This is a genomic window from Marinobacter sp. B-21 (genome assembly GCF_056857895.1).
Genome location: NZ_JBSXNZ010000085.1, coordinates 55,041 through 71,191, shown reverse-complemented (window position 1 = coordinate 71,191; position 16,151 = coordinate 55,041). Strand labels below are relative to the sequence as shown.

Here is a 16,151-nt window from a genome sequence, read left to right as displayed (position 1 = left end):
AAGTCACCCTACTGAAATAACTGAACGAAAAAGAGCTTTATGGCATCCCAGATGCGTTTGATGAAACCGCCCTCGGGAACATCGGTCAGAGCCAGTACCGGCTGGTCAACCAACACTTCACCGTTATACGACACCTTGACCTGTCCCAGCTCATCCCCCACCTTGATGGGTGCTTTGATCACCGAATCAAGGTCTACCGTCGACTCAAGGCTGTCCCTGGAGCCCCGGGGAATGGTGACGTAAACATCGTCCGCCATGCCGATCGAGATCTCATCCGCCTGGCCACCCCAGACCCTGGCTTCGATCAGTTCCTGTCCGGCCCGGAACAGGCGCTCACTCTCGTAATAACGGAAGCCGTAGTTCAGCATCTTCTGAACTTCCTGTGACCGGGATTCAGTGCTGCTTGTCCCCATGACCACGGCAATAAAGCGGGTGTCATTACGCTTGGCCGAAGCCACCAGGCAGTAACCGGCCTCTTCGGTATGGCCGGTCTTCAGGCCATCGACACTGTTGTCCCGCCACAGGAGACTATTCCGATTCGGCTGACGGATGTTGTTGTAGGTGAAATGCTTTTCTGCGTAGATCGGGTAGTTTTCCGGGTAATCGTTGATGATCGCCCGGGCCAGGATCGCCAGGTCGTAGGCGGTTGAAAAATGATCCGGAGACGGCAGACCCGTAGCGTTCTCGAAATGGGTGTCTTTCATGCCCAACAACTGCGCTTGCTGGTTCATGATATCAACAAAGGCACCTTCACTGCCGGCAACGAATTCGGCCAGCGCCACCGAGGCATCATTACCTGACTGGATAATCACCCCTCTGAGAAGATCCTCGACCGCAACCTGGGTACCTTCCTTTATAAAGGTACGGGAACCTTCTGTTTTCCAGGCCTTGACGCTGATCGGGACCATGTCAGACATGGAGATTCGCCCCTCGTCCAGCTCCCGCTCAACAATATAGGCGGTCATCATCTTGGTCAGGCTCGCCGGCGGCAGACGCTCATGGCTGTTCTCTTCCATGATAATCCGGCCGCTTTTCGGGTCCATCAGGACATAGGAGCTGCCGGCAATCTGGGGGGGCGACGGGATCAGCACCGATTGCGACATTACCTTGCCGGTCAGGGCGAGCATCAGTACAAAGACAACAAATAGTGTTCGGAAAGCAGATTTTAAGGCCATGGGTCCATTCGTTCGTCGTTAGGTGTGTGTCTTTTTTCAGCGTCTTTTTTGACTTGTTCAGTGTGAATCCGTCAGCAGGATCGACTGATCAAATCCACGCGCCTCCAGGAGACTCTGGGTCTTCCTGGCGGAATCTTCATCCCGGAATGGTCCCACCTGAACACGGTGAAACCGTCCGGAGGCGGTATCGACAGCTCTGACCCGCATCGGGTTCTCAAGTACTGCCCTTACCTGGCTGAGCAATTTCTCGGCCGGATCGCGGCTACTGAAGGAGCCCAGCTGCACGAACAGCGAACGCTTCTCCATTGCCATCTCACCGCTTGCCCTCACCCGGCTTTCGGCGGGTCCGGCCGCATCCTCCGGCGAAAAGGGCTTGCCGGCAAGAAACATGGAGCCGTCCGGCTTCACCGTGATGGCGGCGACTTCAACCCTCGCAGTGCCCCGGGCCTGGTAACCCAGTTTTTTGGCAGCGGCGTAGGAAAGATCGATAATCCGGTCGCCATGGAAAGGCCCGCGATCATTAACCCGGACAATCACCGAGCGACCGTTATCAAGATTCGTTACCCGGGCGTACCCGGGGATCCGCAATGATTTGTGAGCCGCAGACATGGCATACATGTCAAAGGTTTCACCATTGGACGTCTTATGGCCATGAAATTTCTCGCCATACCAGCTCGCCGTGCCCCGGGCTGTATAACCGTTGTTGCTGTCGAGAACACGATACTGCTTGCCCCAGACCGTGTAGGGAGACTTATTCCCTGAACGACGGGGCGCCTCGTAAACCGGAACCGCGTCGTTGAGCCCGGAGGTATCAAAATTGTCCGAAGGTGCCCGGTCATTCGCCAGGGTATAGCGGGATGAATGATCCGTCTCGGGCGCAGAGGCGCAACCACTGAGGATCACTGCCGCGGCAACCGCCAGAACGAACAACAGGGAAGGTTTGCAGTTCACAGTCCGGATTTCCTCTTGATCACCTGGGCCACCGTCATCAAAGTTTCGGCAGCATTACCCTCATTGTAACGGGTTATCCGCGGCCTTCACCATTACCCGGCCGCCATGGTTGACGGCATTACGGTCAGGCGCCGATCATTCGCCGGTGAGTATGGATCGACATCAACACTCCGAATGCGGCCATCAGGGTAACACTCGACGTTCCACCATAACTGATCAGGGGCAATGGCACACCCACCACGGGCAAAAGTCCACTTACCATCCCGACATTCACAAAGATATAAATAAAGAAGGTCATGGCCAGTGCGCCGGCCAGCAGGCGGCCGAAGGAATCCTGGGCCGTGGCCGCGATGTACAGGCACCGGAGTATGATCAGGAAATACATGGTCATCAGAACCAGCATCCCGATAAAACCGAACTCCTCCGCCAGCACGGCAACGATAAAATCAGTGTGGCTCTCCGGCAAAAACTCGAGATGGGACTGGGTACCCTGCAGCCAGCCCTTGCCTTCAAGCCCTCCGGAACCAATCGCGGTTTTGGACTGGATGATATTCCAGCCGGCACCAAGCGGGTCGCTTTGGGGATCCAGCAGCGTCAAGACCCGCTGCTTCTGGTATTCCCGCATACCAAAAAACCACATCAATGGCGCAGACACAGACACCATGGCAACAAAAGCGGCGATCAGTTTCCAGCTGATGCCCGCAAAAAACACAACGAAAATGCCCGCCAGCCCCACCAACAGTGAGGTCCCCAGATCCGGTTGCTTCATGATCATGACCATGGGCACCAGAACGATCGCAAGCCCCACTGCCACATGCCGGCCGCGCGGAGGCAGAAAGTGCCTGGAGAGATACCAGGCAGCCATCATGGGCACCACGAGTTTCATCAGCTCGGAAGGTTGAAAGCGGGGCAGTCCCGGCAGAGCCAGCCAGCGCTGCGCACCCTTTGCCCCCACCCCCACCAGAATGACCGCAATCAGCGAAATGACTCCGGCCCCGTAGAGCCAGGGCGCCCAGCGGCGAAACACCGACGGGTCCAGTTGCGCGAACACGAGCATCACCACGAATGCCACACCCATTCGGATTCCCTGTGCCTTGACCACTTCCAGGTTCCTGTCTGCACCGCTGTAAAGTACGAACAGGCCGCCAAAAACCAGCAAGAGCAACAACAACAGCAGGATCGGATCAAGATGCAACGCCATCCAGATGCTCCGGTGCCGGCCCAGGGGATTAGTCGCGGTTGGATCCAGTAACGTCTTGAAAGCCATCAGTTCGACACCTGCGCTTCAACACCGCTGACCAGCGCACCCTCCGGCTGCTCGGCGTAGTCGAGCAACCAGGCATCGAACAGAGCACGGGCAACCGGTGCCGCCGTGCCGCTACCACTGCCACCATTCTCAACAATCACGGCCACCGCAATCTTCGGGTTATCCACGGGCGCAAAGCCGACGAAAAGTGCATGGTCCCTGAGCCGCTCACGGATCTCTTCCGCGTCGTATTTCTCATCCTCTGCCAGGCTGAACACCTGAGCCGTTCCGGTCTTGCCAGCCATCTTGTAGGGAGCGCCGCGGGCTGCGCCCCGGGCGGTTCCCTTCCGGCCATGCATTACCTCGACCATCGATTCCACCACATACTCCCAGTCACCCGAATTTTTCAGCTTGAGCGGCTCGTGGGTTTCCTCAGGCAAATATTCATCGACCGGGTGATCCCCCTTTATGTCCTTGAGCAACCTCGGCGCCACCCACTTGCCCCGATTTGCTATCAGGGCGGTTGCAGTGGCCAGCTGCAGTGGCGTGGCGAGCATGAAACCCTGACCGATACCAAAGTTCACTGAATCCCCCGGGTACCAGGCCTCATTCTTGACCGCCCGCTTCCAGTCCCGCGAGGGAAGCAGGCCACTCAGTGCACCGGAAACATCCAGGGCGGCATCCTCCCCGAAGCCGAAGTGGGACAGGTAGTTGTACATGGTGTCCACGCCCATCTCGACGGCCATTTCGTAAAAGTAGACGTCACAGGACTCTGCCACTGCGTCTTTAAGATCCACCCAGCCATGGCCACCCGGCTTCCAGTCCCGCCAGAGCCGGCCACCTGCATTCAGACGGAAGTATCCAGGATCCCATATGGTGTATTCCCGGGTGGTGGCACCGCTGTCGAGCGCGGCAACAGCAAGCATGGGTTTGATCGTTGAGCCCGGCGGGTACTGCCCACGCAGAGCGCGGTTGAAGAGAGGTTTGTCGTTGCTTTCACTGAGCTCACGATAATCCTTGACACTGATACCGGTGACAAATTTGTTAGCATCGAATCCCGGCACGCTGGCCAGCGCCAGAATGCCTCCGGTGTCAGGTTCAATCGCTACAATAGCGCCCCGGCGGCCATCCAGCAGCTCATGGGCACGTTGTTGCAACCTGAGATCGAGATGCAACTGAAGGTCTTCACCAGGTACCGGGTTTTCACGCTCAAGAACCCTCAGGGTCCGCCCGCGGGCGTTGGTCTCAACATGTTGATAACCGACCTGGCCGTGGAGGATTTCCTCGTAAAACCGTTCGATGCCCGATTTTCCGATGTAGTTGGTGCCCGCGTAGTTCACCGGGTCGATACGCTGCAGTTCATCCCGGTTAATTCGGCCGACAAAGCCAAGCGCATGGGCGGTCAGCTCGCTGTACGGGTAATACCGGACAAGCTCGGCACTCACCTCCACACCGGGGAGTTCGTGGCGATGCACCGCGAGGCGAGCCATCTCCTGCTCATTGAGGTCGTAACGAAGGGGAATTTCCTGGAACGGCCGCCGGGGTTCCTGAAGCCGGCGCCGGAAGCGCTCGAGGTCTTCCCCGGAAATATCCAGAATAGTGCCCAGCTGCCCGAGAGTGTCATCCATGCCGTCAACACGTTCCGGCACAAGTGTCACGCTGAAAACCGGGCGGTTCTCGGCCAGCAGGATGTTGTTGCGGTCGTAGACAAGACCTCTGGGCGGGGGGACTGACTGGACCTGCACGCGGTTCTTGTCAGACAGGGTTGTATAAACGTCGTGCTCCACGACCTGAAGCTGATACATGCGCGCAAGCAGGCCGCCAATTGCCAGCACAACAAGCACCAGCACGACCACAGTCCGGCGCTGGAAAAGCCGGCGTTCCGCCGCCGTATCCTTGAACTCGCCCCACGGCATAGTAGCCCCCTAAGCCCGGTGGTACGGGTGATTGCGGGTGATCGACCAGGCCCGGTAAAGTTGTTCCGCCAGAACTATACGCACCAGAGGGTGAGGCAGGGTAAGCGGCGAGAGGGACCATTGCTGGTCGGCGCGTTTCCGGCAGTCTTCCGCCAGACCGTCAGGGCCGCCAACCAGGAAACTCACATCCCGGCCATCCTGTTGCCAGTTTTCAAGCTGGCTGGCCAGTTTTTCGGTCGACCAGGGCCGCCCACCAACTTCCAACGCAATCACCCGGTCTTTCGGGCCCGTCGCTGCGAGAATGGCGTCACTTTCACGCTGCATCAGCCTGGGAATGTCGGGATTCTTGCCCCGGGGAGCCATGGGTATTTCCACCAGTTCCAGGGGCAGCTCCGGCGGCATGCGGCGGGCGTAATCTCCGAATCCGGTACTGACCCAGTCGGGCATTTTCTGCCCCACACAGACCAGGCGTAACCGCATGATTATTCGCTGCCTGCAACACCAAGATCCGGAGCATCGCGCCAGAAACGCTCCAGATCGTAAAACTCCCGCGTGGCAGGCATCATGACATGGACAACCACATCGCCAAGATCTACCAGAATCCAGTCACTGACGCCGGCACCTTCCACGTTGCTCGCGCGAACGCCCTGCTCTTTGGCTTCAACAACCACGGAATCGGCAAGGGATTTCACATGTCGGTTGGACGTTCCTGATGCCAGAACCATGAAGTCGGTGACACTGGTCCGGTCACGGACATCAATCACGCTGATGTCCTGTGCTTTCACATCTTCAAGCGCATTCACTACCAGGTCTTTCAGTTGCTCTGCCTGCATAATCACCCTGTTGGACGGGCGTTTGCCGGAATGGCCGCCCGAAATGTCATATTCAGACGCGATTGTAGCACTAAAAGTTCCCGCCGGGGCATGCGCCGTAAAGCCCCTGGCGGCGAATTTCCCACCAGACCGGATCGGGCACCAGGTAACGGGGCGAACGGCCGTCACGAATACGCTCCCGGATTCCCGTGGCAGAGATGTCCAGAAGCGGCGGATCCAGCTCAAGAAACCCGCCACAGGGACGGCCATGCAGCACCTGTGGCCCTGTCACAGCCCGCTCCGCCAGCAGTTGCGCCGGCTTGCCCGACGGGTCCAGCGCCGGGCCAGGCCGGCGAACCACAACCACATGGGCAAGGTCCGGGATTTGCTGCCATTGCCGCCAGCGATCGAAGCTGGCAAAGGCATCCGTGCCGACCACCATTACCAGCGGCTCGTCCGGGCCAAGTTCAGCCCGCAACTGGCGAAGCGTATCGGCAGTGTAGGACGCACCCTCCCGAACCAGCTCCCGGTCGTCAATTCGCAACTGAGACTCCCCGGCAACCGCCAGCCTGAGCAGGTCCAGACGCTGGTCTGAAGACGCACCGGTCTGCCCCCGATGCGGCGGAATATGACAGGGCACGAGACTGACGCCCCCGACCCCGAGGCGGTCACCGATTTCAAGGGCCAGCCGCAGATGGCCATGGTGCACCGGATCAAAGGTTCCGCCATAAATCACATGCATGGGCATCAGGTCCGGATATGCCCGTCGCCAAATACAACGTACTTCTGGGACGTGAGCCCCTCAAGCCCCACCGGTCCACGGGCATGGATCTTGTCAGTGGAGATACCGATCTCCGCGCCCAGGCCATACTCGAAGCCATCCGCGAAGCGTGTGGAGGCATTGACCATCACCGAACTGGAGTCCACCTCGGTGATAAACCGGCGCGCCCGGGTGTAATTCTCGGTGACGATGCTGTCGGTGTGCTGCGAGCTGTACCGGTTGATGTGGTCAATGGCGCCATCCAGCCCATCAACCACTCGCACCGCCAGAACCGGGGCCAGATATTCGGCTTCCCAGTCTGCCTCGGTCGCCCCGGCAACACCTTCAACAATGGCACGGGTCTGTTCACAACCGCGAAGCTCCACCCCTCTTTCGGCGAAGGCCGGTGCCAGAAGCGGCAGAATGTCCTCCGCAATTTCCTTGTCTACCAACAGTGTTTCCATGGTGTTGCAGGTGCCGTACCGCTGGGTTTTGGCGTTGACCGCCACCTTCAGTGCCTTCTCCGGATCGGCATGGCTGTCGATGTAAACGTGGCATACACCGTCGAGATGCTTGATCACCGGCACCCTGGCATCCCGGCTGATGCGCTCGATCAGACCTTTACCCCCTCTGGGCACGATGACATCCACATACGCGGGCATGGTGATCAGCTCTCCCACGGCGGCGCGGTCCGTTGTTTTGATGACCTGTACGGCTGTTTCTGGCAGGCCAGCCCTTGCCAGTCCCTCCGCGAGACAGCGAGCAATGGCCTGATTGGAATGGATCGATTCGGAACCACCCCGGAGAATGGTGGCGTTTCCGGATTTCAGGCACAGACTGGCCGCTTCAACGGTCACATTGGGGCGGGACTCATAAATTATGCCGATCACACCGAGAGGGACCCGCATCTTGCCGACCTGAATGCCCGAGGGGCGGTACGCCATATCGGTAATGGCGCCAATGGGGTCCGGCAACGATGCCACCTGCTTCAGCCCTTCGATCATGGCGTCGATCCGTGTGGGCGTAAGCTCAAGCCGGTCCAGCATGGCCGCATCGAGGCCGTTTTCCCGGCCCCGTTCCAGATCCTTGCCATTAGCCACAGTCAACTCTTCCCGTGCCGCATCAAGGGCCTCTGCCGTTGCCATCAGGGCGTGATTACGAACGGCGGTGGCCGAGCGCGCGACTTGTGTTGCCGCTGCGCGGGCCTGCTGCCCCACCTCAGCCATGTACGCTGCAATATCCATTCAGTTACCTTTTCGTTTCCAAAGCGCTATTTCAAAGCGAAATCCGGAATAAGTGCCTAACTTTACCTTTCCCGTTTCAAGTACGCATCCCAAACGGATATTATACCGCTGCGGTATGCCATACTCGGAAACCTCGGGAAAGTTTTTTCAGGGAGTTGAGGAAAAGGAAGGACACCATGGCCCAAATGGCCGAAAAATTCCTGTTAAGCAAGTTGTCACGGGCAGGCTTCCTGGCCCTGATTGCGATTGCGGTTCTGTGCGCCACGCTGGGCGAACCCATGGTTGCGGCGGCAGCGGCCGCAGCCGCCGGTGTTGTGATTGCGGGCAAAACATTTCACCCCAGCCGGGCAAACCAACCCTGGCCGCGGGTTCAGCAGGCTTTCTTCCTGGTTCTCCTGCTGATTCTTCTGACCAGTTTCTGGACCGGCCCATGGGTTCTGAGCCACTGGCTGTATGCCATCCCTCTCGTTGCTTTTGCGCTTGTTCCGCCTGCGACAGCAGCACTCATTACCCTGGTCATCGTTGTTCTGGCCATGGCTGCCACACAGTGGGCAGTCGGCCTGGCAGACCGTCACCAGATGATCAGTGCGTTTCTTCTCACCATACTGCTGTCTGGCCTGCTCGTCTTCCTGCGTGAATACAAAACCCGGCAACTGGCGCCACTGCGCCGGACCGATGAGCTGACCCAGGCCGCCAGCCGGGAATACCTCTCTGCCGATCTGCACAAGGAAATCCAGCGCAGCGAACGGGAAGGTACGGACATGTCCATTATCATGATCGGGCTGGACACCCATCTGAGCGATCATGATCCGGACGAGGATATCCGTTCAATCCTGCCACGCATCGGCCGCTATCTGCATTCCCAGATACGGGATTTCGATACCTACTACCGGGTGGCTGATCTCCAGCTCCTGGTTATCCTCCCGGGCATTTCCACCAGTGACGCCATCGCCCGGGGCGAAACCATTCGCAAGGGGCTGGCAACACTGCTGAACAGTCACGGTATGAATCTCACAGTCAGTACAGGCATTGCCGGGCTCAATATCGGAGACGACGCCAACACGCTTCAGCAAAGTGCGGCCAACGCCCTGCGCCGGGCCCAACAACAGGGGGGTAACCGGAGCCAGGCATACAGCTCCTGGTCGCAGCCGGCGCAACCGAGCCAGCCGCAGGCACAGGGGCCAGCTTCATGACTGAAACCCGCCTCAGAACCTGGACACACGCCTTCGGCTACAGCATCGCCTGCCTGTTTATCTTTACACTGGCCATGCAGAATCTCCGGTATGGCTTTTACGAGCTGTTTTACCTGGCCACAGGCATGGCAGCCCTGACGCTGGCCGGCGCCATTTACACGGTCATCTGCCGCCGGCACCAGCTTTCAGCTCCGGGCCACCTGGTCATTCTCTCGGGCCTGAACAGCGGCATGCTGGCCGCCCTACTGACCCTGGATGCGCCTGGCATTTCCCACTGGGCCATGCCCCTGGTCGCACTGAACCTACTGGTTCTGCCATTGCGCCAGGGCGTGGCACTGTCGCTTCTGCTGCTGATTCCGATGTCGGTCATCCTGTTCCTGCGGCAGGCTCCGGCAGATGCAATCACCGTCATCGGGGGGCTCTTCATTCTGCTCTCAGTCGCCGCACTGTACATCTGGCAATACGATCACATGGCACAGTCTGCCGAGGATCTCGCCATCATCGATCCGGTCACCGGCGCGCACAATTCCCGTTTCCTGGACGAAACCCTGCAAAAGGAAATCAGCCGGGCAATCGCCACCGGGCACCCCCTGTCCGTGATAGACCTGAGCATTGATTACGCGAACGAAGTTGCCGACTTGCACGGCAAGGATCAGGTTCAGGGGCTTTTCCGGCACATGACCGAGCATCTGTTCGGTGTTATTCGTGCCGGCGACACCCTGTATACCCTGAACGAATCCGAGTTTTTCCTGATACTGCCATTCACACCGGAAGAAGGAGTGAGGGTGATTGCTGAACGTATCCGCCGGACCATTGCCGAGCACCACTGGCCGGTGGTCGGGAAAGCAACAGTGAGTCTGGGTTGCACCACCCGTGGCAACGGCGACACCCGGACCGACATGCTCCGGAAGCGGGCGCATCAGGCCATGGAAGAGGCGCGCAAACGAGGCCCGGATTCAGTCTGGTTCAGCCCCGGAGAAACCATCGAAACATGAGCAATGCCTGGCTTAACGAATTGTCGGCCTGGTTGAGCATTCATCCAGGCTGGCTGGCACTGGCTCTTTTTACCACAGCCTTCACCGAATCCCTTGCCATTGCCGGCATCATTGTTCCTGGCGTCGCTATCCTGTTTGCGGTGGCCTTGCTGGCAGGTGAGACCGGGATGCCGTTGCCAGAGGCCCTGCTCTGGGCGGGCCTGGGCGCGATCGCTGGTGACACGGTGAGTTTTGGCCTGGGCCGCCTGATGCAGGGCCGCCTGGCGACTGCCTGGCCGCTAAGCCGCTACCCGGTGATCATCGACAAGGGCGAACGCTTCTTTTGTCGCCACGGAGGCAAGAGTGTCATCATCGGGCGCTTTGTGGGGCCGGTACGGCCAGTGATCCCTCTGATTGCGGGGGCGCTGATGATGCCATGGCATCGTTTTCTGGCATTCAACATCGGCTCGGCGGTCGCCTGGGCGCCGGTGTATATTTTCCCCGGCTTTCTGGTGGGCAGCGCCCTGGCCAGCGGCATACGACCGCCAGCTCACTTTTATGCGGTCACCGGCATCAGCCTTTCGGCGCTGCTCGTCGTCTATTTCGTGCTCTTGCGGTTTCAGCTCGGGCTCGGGGAAGAGGGTCGTTTTTACCAATGGCTGAAACAGTGGATGGGGCAGTACGAGGCCACTCACCGTTTCTGGCGCCTTTACACCAACCAGCGACCAGCCCGGGAGGGGGAATTCCCGCTGGCCTCCTTCATGCTCGCGCTGGGCGCCACCGCCCTGCTGCTGATCTGGGGCCAACTGGCCACGATGACTCATTTGCTGGACGGATTTAATCAGGCGACCCTGCACTGGTTTGAGCAACTGCGCCAGCCGCTGCTGGACGGACCGTTCATCGCCGTCACGCTGCTGGGCGATCCGCCTGTTCTGATGGCCGCCGGAGTCCTGGCCTGCGTGGCACTGCTGTTCAGAGGCTATTATGCCGCCGCAGTTCATGTTCTGATTGCCGCCCTGATGACCGTTTTTCTGGTCTGGGGCCTGAAATCCATGCTCGGAGTCCCCCGGCCGGACGAAGTCCTGAGTCCGCCGGATTCCGGCGCCTTCCCCAGCGGCCACACCGCCGGAATCACCCTTCTGGTCACCCTGCTGGCCAGCTTTGTTGCAGGCGAAACCCGGAACCGCAAGCGCTGGCAATCCTACGTCATCCTGTCACTCCCACTGGTGCCTGTGGCCCTGAGCCGGCTTTACCTGGGGGTTCACTGGTTTACGGATGTTATCGGGGGGCTTCTGCTGGGCCTTGCGGTAACCGGGGCGGTGAGGGCCAGTTACAGCCGGTATGACCGGGTGCCACTGGCACCGGATGTGACTGTTGCGGTTGCATCGGCGTTGTGGCTGCTTTTCGCGGTAACCTACATTTCACTTTCCTGGGATGAGGCAATCACAAACTTTCGCCCGATTGGCCACGGACTCTAGCCCTCCTCCAGCGCTTCCAGCAGCCCCTGCAGGCGACTGAGCCGCTCCAGCGGATCCTGCAACTCCACGAGTTTCTGCTTCTCCTGCTTGTCCAGTGGCAGCAGTTCTGTCAGGCGCCAGCCCACATCCCGGGCATCGCCGTAGTCGATATCCATATTCAGGTCCCGGATTACCGGATGCCGGAACAGCGCCCGGAGCACCGAAGGCAGCTCGCTAAAACCCTGGGGCACCTCGCTTTCCGCCTCTTCGATCAGGCACTCCACATCACCGACATTGAGCCCGTCTTCCTGCTGCCAGCTGCGGACCACCGACACCTTCGACACCCCCTCAACGATAATTCCCAGAAGTCCGTTTTCAAGCTGCTGGAAATCAATGATCCGCACATAGGTGCCAATATCATAGAAAGCGGCAGTGGGCCCGGTTTCCCCACCTTCCCGCAACAGCACAACCACGAAGCCCCGGTCCTCCTTCAGGCAGCGGGTGAGCATATCGATGTAGCGCGGCTCGAACAGCTGCAGGGGAATCCTCCCCCTGGGCAGGACGATGGAATTGAGGGGGAACAGAGGTACATTCATAAGTGCAACAGTCACTGGAAGGCAGATTCCACAGTTTACCAAGCCCGGACAATCATCGGATGGACAGCAATTGCTGAACCTCGTCTACCCGTGCCCTGGCCTCCGTCAGAAGCTGTAAACTGCGGGAGGCGTTGAGTTCAAGCTCGCCCAGACGCCGGTATGCCGGCACTTGGTCGAACGGAGGTAACTCGGCATTCTGGCTGGAACCAATCATCGAGTGCAATTGCGCCACGATGACCACATCCACCAGTTGCGGAGCCGATTCACGGCATTCGTAACCCCAGTCTTCGGCATGCCGAACCGCTTCAGTGAACGCTGGCGGGAATGACCAGTTCTCCAGAACGGCCGTGCCCACGTCCGATCTCAACTCTTTAACAGCATGGTTCAGGTTGGCCTCATCGGCAAAGAGATTCACGTGGTGCTCTGCCTGCACCAATATCGGCACCACTCCGATGTCATGAAGCAGACCCGCCAGCAGCGCCTCCTCCGGGTTGAGGCGAGTGGCATGGTCCGCCAGCACCCAGCACAGGGCCGCCACTTCCCTTGAATGGCGCCAGAGCTTTTCCATTTCTTTCTGCAGCGCAGCCTGGCGGGTCTTGAAGACTTCCCGCATGGAGAACACCGTCACCAGCTGCCGGGTAGTCCGCATGCCAAGCCGGACTACCGCCTCACGGACATTCCGGACGTCACTGAATCCGCGGTACAAGGGACTGTTGCAGGCGCGAACCAGTTTCGCAGCCATGGCCGGATCCGCAGACACCGCAAGTGCTACCTGGTCCGCCGTGGACTCTTCGCGATCGACCGCCCGCCGGACTTTCCAGGCCACATCGGGAACACTCGGAAGCTTGACCTGGTTCGATCGCAGTTCCGAGTAGAACTCCATCAGCAGGTGGTGTTCCTCGCTTTCGATACCATCGGAGCCCTCTCCGGAGTCCATCTCAACCTGCTCTACCGGCGCCGTTCTCAGAAGCTGATTGAGTATCTCCTGCTCTACCACCAGAAATTCGCACGGCTTGACTGCCGTCACGTCGTACATTCGGGGCTGGAGGCGGGCAATGGGGTTATGGGCTTTTTCAGTCTCCGCTTCAATGACCGACTTGCGACCATCCAGCGATTCCAGCTCCACCATGCCTGCAATCAGGAAGAAATCAAGGCCATCCCGGACGCCACGCTCAATAACCCGTTGGCCGGGACCGTGAGTCCTTCGTTCAGCACGGCTGGCAAGCAGCACCAGTTGATCATCGGTCAGCCGGTTAAGCGGCTGAAACTCTTTAAGGCGACGTAGCGGCAGGCTTTCCTGGCCAGCCATAGGCATACTCCTTGTCGGTTCAAACCGGAAAATGTCTGGCAACTCTGTTAACTATTGTAAACAGCGCTTCTGAAAACAACCATGCGCCTGGAGTCTAATCTGGTATCCTCTGTTTTTTGCACAACGTCGTCAGGCAACAACAGAGAGACCAGAACGCCATGCCTCAGTATCGTTCGCGGACATCCACCGCAGGCCGTAACATGGCCGGCGCCCGCGCCCTTTGGCGCGCCACCGGTATGAAAAACGAAGATTTCGGCAAGCCCATCATCGCGGTTGCCAATTCCTTCACCCAGTTTGTACCCGGCCACGTGCACCTCAAGGATCTCGGTCAGCTGGTGTGCCGCGAAATCGAAGCCGCCGGCGGTGTTGCCAAGGAATTCAACACCATCGCCGTGGATGATGGCATTGCCATGGGCCATGACGGCATGCTGTATTCCCTGCCCTCCCGGGAAATCATTGCGGACTCCGTGGAGTACATGGTGAACGCCCACTGCGCCGACGCCCTGGTGTGCATCTCCAACTGCGACAAGATTACCCCGGGCATGCTGATGGCAGCCATGCGTCTGAACATTCCCACCGTCTTTGTCTCCGGCGGCCCCATGGAAGCGGGTAAGACCAGGCTTTCCGAGCACAAGCTGGACCTGGTGGATGCCATGGTCATCGCCGCAGACCCGAATGCCAGCGACGAGCAGGTGGAGGAGTATGAGCGCAGCGCCTGCCCAACCTGCGGCTCCTGCTCCGGTATGTTTACCGCCAACTCCATGAACTGCCTCACCGAGGCGATTGGCCTGGCTCTGCCCGGCAACGGCTCAATGCTGGCCACCCACGCAGATCGGGAGCAGTTGTTCCTGAAAGCCGGCAGACAGATTGTGGCGAATGCGCGCCGCTATTACGAGGAAGACGACGCCAGTGTTCTGCCGCTGAGCATTGCCTCCATGGCCGCCTTTGAAAACGCCATGGTCATGGACATCGCCATGGGCGGCTCCACCAACACCATACTTCACCTGCTGGCAGCCGCCCAGGAAGGTGGTGTTCCGTTCACCCTGAACGAAATCGACCAGCTTTCGCGCCGGGTTCCCCAGCTCTGCAAGGTGGCGCCGAACTCACCCAAGTATCATATGGAAGACGTTCACCGCGCCGGCGGCATCATGGGCATTCTCGGCGAACTGGAGCGCGGAGGGCTGATCAATACCGACCTGCCTACCGTGCACAGCAAGACTATGAAGGAAGCCCTCCAGACCTGGGACATCATGCGCTCCCCGACGCCGGAAGTGGTGGAATTCTACAAGGCCGGGCCGGCCGGCATTCCGACCCAGACCGCTTTTTCCCAGAACACCCGCTGGCCAAGCCTGGACGGCGACCGGGAATCCGGTTGTATTCGATCGGTTGAGAACGCCTACAGTTCAGAGGGCGGGCTCGCGGTGCTTTTCGGCAATATCGCTCTGGACGGTTGCGTGGTCAAAACCGCGGGCGTGGACGAAAGCATCTATGTTTTCGAAGGCAAGGCCAGGGTATTCGAAAGTCAGGATTCGGCGGTTGCCGGCATTCTGGCGGATGACGTCAAGCCCGGCGAGGTGGTAATCATCCGCTATGAGGGTCCCCGTGGCGGCCCTGGGATGCAGGAAATGCTCTACCCGACCAGTTATCTGAAATCCAGGGGGCTGGGCAAGGAGTGCGCGCTGCTGACCGACGGGCGTTTCTCTGGCGGCACCTCCGGCCTTTCCATTGGCCACGCCTCGCCCGAGGCTGCTGCCGGTGGTGCGATCGGGCTGATTCAGAACGGCGACGTCATCCGGATCGACATCCCGAACCGGACCATCAACGTCGAGCTGGACCAGCACGAACTGGACCGTCGCCGGGAAGCCCGGGATGCAAAAGGGTGGAAGCCGGAACTGCCGCGGGACAGGAAAGTGTCAGCGGCCCTGAAGGCCTACGCACTGCTGGCAACGAGTGCCGACAAGGGCGCCGTCCGGGACCTCAGCAAACTCGACTGAGAGACTGGATAGCCGGACAACAAAAAGCCCGCGGAAGACCATCCGGCGGGCTTTTTTTATGCGCGAACCAGACTTACCAGAGAGACCAGCCGCCATCGTCCTTTTCTTCGATGGCGCCCTCCTGCTCCGGTTCCGCCGTCGAAGTGGAGGAAGGTGCCGCTTCCTGCGTTGTGGCGGCGGAACCGCCTGCTGACTGTGCGGGTGCCGAGGACGCAACCTTTACCGACATCATGCCCAAGGCTTTTTTCGTTGGCTCGTCCAGAACTCCGCTGGCCTGAAGCCCGTTGTCCTTCTGGAATTTAGTCAGTGCAGCCCGGGTTGTGTCATCCATTTGCGGACTGACATTGTTGATCTCATACCCTGCGCCGTAAAGTGCGTTCTTGAGTGCAACGGTCTCGTCCGCGAAGGCTGCGGGGGCAAAGCCCAGTGTAACCGCCATAACGGCCGCAGCGGCCAGGCGTCCCAGTCGGGTAGTTGCGTTTCTCATGGTGCTCACCTGCTTAACTCCTGATATCTCATCGATA

Annotated in this window: 15 protein-coding genes; 4 read left to right on the top strand and 11 right to left on the bottom strand. The window is 59.4% G+C overall.

Annotation, left to right across the window (positions count from 1 at the left end):
* Positions 1–8 precede the first annotated feature (8 nt).
* From AC13C0_RS15295 to AC13C0_RS15260, 8 genes are all read right to left on the bottom strand, one after another.
* Positions 9–1,175, bottom strand: a complete 1,167-nt coding sequence (locus AC13C0_RS15295; RefSeq protein WP_482954650.1) for a D-alanyl-D-alanine carboxypeptidase family protein — start codon at positions 1,173–1,175, stop codon at positions 9–11.
* 57 nt (positions 1,176–1,232) lie between these two features.
* A complete protein-coding gene (locus AC13C0_RS15290) occupies positions 1,233–2,126 on the bottom strand; it encodes a septal ring lytic transglycosylase RlpA family protein (protein ID WP_482954649.1) in 894 nt (297 codons plus the stop codon).
* Between the two features lie 124 nt (positions 2,127–2,250).
* Positions 2,251–3,393 carry a rod shape-determining protein RodA gene (gene rodA / locus AC13C0_RS15285; RefSeq protein WP_117619703.1) on the bottom strand — a complete coding sequence of 381 codons (1,143 nt, stop codon included), beginning with the start codon at positions 3,391–3,393 and terminating at the stop codon, positions 2,251–2,253.
* A complete protein-coding gene (gene mrdA, locus AC13C0_RS15280) occupies positions 3,393–5,288 on the bottom strand; it encodes a penicillin-binding protein 2 (RefSeq protein WP_117619702.1) in 1,896 nt (631 codons plus the stop codon). Before mrdA ends, rodA begins: the two co-directional genes overlap by 1 nt.
* 9 nt (positions 5,289–5,297) lie before the next feature.
* Positions 5,298–5,768 carry a 23S rRNA (pseudouridine(1915)-N(3))-methyltransferase RlmH gene (rlmH, locus tag AC13C0_RS15275; protein ID WP_117619701.1) on the bottom strand — a complete coding sequence of 157 codons (471 nt, stop codon included), beginning with the start codon at positions 5,766–5,768 and terminating at the stop codon, positions 5,298–5,300.
* A 2-nt stretch (positions 5,769–5,770) separates the two neighbouring features.
* On the bottom strand, positions 5,771–6,121 hold the full coding sequence (gene rsfS / locus AC13C0_RS15270) for a ribosome silencing factor (RefSeq protein WP_099619416.1): 351 nt from the start codon (positions 6,119–6,121) through the stop codon (positions 5,771–5,773).
* Between the two features lie 70 nt (positions 6,122–6,191).
* Positions 6,192–6,842, bottom strand: a complete 651-nt coding sequence (gene nadD / locus AC13C0_RS15265) for a nicotinate-nucleotide adenylyltransferase (protein WP_117619700.1) — start codon at positions 6,840–6,842, stop codon at positions 6,192–6,194.
* Positions 6,843–6,847: 5 nt separating this feature from the next.
* Positions 6,848–8,104: a glutamate-5-semialdehyde dehydrogenase gene (locus tag AC13C0_RS15260; protein WP_117619699.1), complete on the bottom strand. Its 1,257-nt coding sequence runs from the start codon at positions 8,102–8,104 to the stop codon at positions 6,848–6,850.
* 176 nt (positions 8,105–8,280) lie between these two features.
* Here AC13C0_RS15260 and AC13C0_RS15255 point away from each other — a divergent pair, with 176 nt between their 5' ends.
* The 3 genes from AC13C0_RS15255 to AC13C0_RS15245 are packed head-to-tail and all read left to right on the top strand — an operon-like array spanning position 8,281 to position 11,749.
* Complete coding sequence (locus AC13C0_RS15255) at positions 8,281–9,297, top strand: GGDEF domain-containing protein (RefSeq protein ID WP_482954648.1); 1,017 nt, start codon at positions 8,281–8,283, stop codon at positions 9,295–9,297.
* Positions 9,294–10,292 (top strand): GGDEF domain-containing protein, encoded by a 999-nt coding sequence (locus AC13C0_RS15250; protein ID WP_117619697.1) that lies wholly within the window; start codon positions 9,294–9,296, stop codon positions 10,290–10,292. Before AC13C0_RS15255 ends, AC13C0_RS15250 begins: the two co-directional genes overlap by 4 nt.
* Positions 10,289–11,749, top strand: a complete 1,461-nt coding sequence (locus AC13C0_RS15245; RefSeq protein ID WP_117619696.1) for a bifunctional DedA family/phosphatase PAP2 family protein — start codon at positions 10,289–10,291, stop codon at positions 11,747–11,749. The genes AC13C0_RS15250 and AC13C0_RS15245 overlap by 4 nt, the downstream gene beginning before the upstream one ends.
* Here the strand turns inward: AC13C0_RS15245 and AC13C0_RS15240 are convergent.
* The gene (locus AC13C0_RS15240; protein WP_117619695.1) at positions 11,746–12,324 is read right to left on the bottom strand and encodes an LON peptidase substrate-binding domain-containing protein; all 579 of its coding nucleotides are present in this window, start codon (positions 12,322–12,324) and stop codon (positions 11,746–11,748) included. The genes AC13C0_RS15245 and AC13C0_RS15240 overlap by 4 nt on opposite strands.
* A 52-nt stretch (positions 12,325–12,376) precedes the next feature.
* Entirely contained in the window at positions 12,377–13,633 is a 1,257-nt protein-coding gene (locus AC13C0_RS15235) for an HDOD domain-containing protein (protein ID WP_117619694.1), read from the bottom strand.
* A gap of 158 nt (positions 13,634–13,791) precedes the next feature.
* Here AC13C0_RS15235 and ilvD point away from each other — a divergent pair, with 158 nt between their 5' ends.
* Complete coding sequence (gene ilvD / locus AC13C0_RS15230) at positions 13,792–15,627, top strand: dihydroxy-acid dehydratase (protein ID WP_117619693.1); 1,836 nt, start codon at positions 13,792–13,794, stop codon at positions 15,625–15,627.
* Positions 15,628–15,700: 73 nt separating this feature from the next.
* Here the strand turns inward: ilvD and AC13C0_RS15225 are convergent, their stop codons facing one another.
* Positions 15,701–16,114 (bottom strand): peptidoglycan-binding domain-containing protein, encoded by a 414-nt coding sequence (locus tag AC13C0_RS15225; RefSeq protein WP_117620444.1) that lies wholly within the window; start codon positions 16,112–16,114, stop codon positions 15,701–15,703.
* Positions 16,115–16,151 lie beyond the last annotated feature (37 nt).